General features: G+C 68.7%; 1 pseudogene. It reads right to left on the bottom strand.

What is annotated here, in order from left to right:
* Window positions 1-1,157, bottom strand: a pseudogene (gene mcpA / locus NJF35_RS24565) (methyl-accepting chemotaxis protein McpA); the annotation flags it as partial.
* Window positions 1,158-1,283 lie beyond the last annotated feature (126 nt).

The following is a 1,283-nucleotide window of genomic DNA, read 5'->3' on the forward strand; positions in this document are numbered from 1 at the left end:
TGCTGGTTGAGGGTGTTGATCTGGGTGATGTCCAGGTTCAGGCTCTCGACCACCGCGCTCTGCTCCTCGGTGGCGGTGGCCACCGACTGGTTCATGCCGTCGATCTCGCCGATGCGCTGGGTGACGCTGGACAGCCGTTCGCCGGCCTGGTTGGCCACCTGCACGGTCTGTTCGCTGGACACCTGGCTTTCGTTCATGGTGTGCACCGCCTCGCGTGAGCCGACCTGCAGGCCGGTGATCATGCGGTGGATCTCCTCGGCCGAGGCCTGGGTGCGGTGGGCCAGGTTGCGCACCTCGTCGGCGACCACCGCGAAGCCACGCCCGGCCTCGCCGGCGCGGGCGGCCTCGATGGCGGCGTTGAGCGCCAGCAGGTTGGTCTGCTGGGAGATGCCCTTGATCACGTCGAGGATCTTGCCGATCTCGTCGGTGCTGGCGTTGAGCGCCTCGATCTGCCCGCAGGACTCGCTGATCTTCAGCGACAGGGCGGTCATGGCGTCGATGGCCGCGTCGACCACCTGGCGGCCATCGTTGGCCTGCTCGCTGGCACCGCTGGCGTGCTGCGAGGCGTCGGCGGCGTTGCGGGCGATCTCCTGGGTGGCCGCGCCCAGCTGGTTGATCGCCGCGGCGACGCTGTTGGTGCGCAGGCTCTGCTCCTCGGAGCCGATGATCGAGGCGTTGGAGGCGCTGACCACCTTCTCCGACAGGTCGTGCACCAGGCGTGTGGCCGAGGACACCTCGGTGATCGAGGCATGGATGCGCTCGACGAAGCGGTTGAACGAGCTGGCGAGCTCGCCGAACTCGTCCTGCTGCTGCACCGCCAGGCGGCGGGTCAGGTCGCCCTCGCCCTCGGCGATGTCGCGCATGGCGCGGCCCATGGTGGTCAGCGGGCGCATCAGCACGGGGATCAGCAGGCCCAGCAGGCCGGCGATGGCGGCCACGGCGATGAGCATGGCGATGATCGCCGAGGTACGGAACTGGCCGAGTGCGGCGTAGGCCTTGTCCTTGTCGATGGACAGGCCGATGTACCACTGCGCCGAGGGCAGGCCGGCGACCGGGGCGAAGGAGATGATCCGCGCCTGGCCGTCGAGGGTCACGTCCTGCATGCCCGGCTCGACGCGCAAGGTGCTACCGGGGTAGATGTCCTTGAGGTTCTTCATCACCTGGGCCTTGTCGGGGCTGACGATCACCTGGCCGTCGCGGTCGGCCAGGAAGGCATGGCCGATGCCGCCGAAGTCCACGGCGTTGATGATGTCCACCAGGGTGTCCAGGCTCAGGTCGCCGCC

The organism is Pseudomonas guariconensis (genome assembly GCF_024127895.1).
GTDB classification, from domain to species: Bacteria; Pseudomonadota; Gammaproteobacteria; order Pseudomonadales; family Pseudomonadaceae; genus Aquipseudomonas; species Aquipseudomonas guariconensis_B.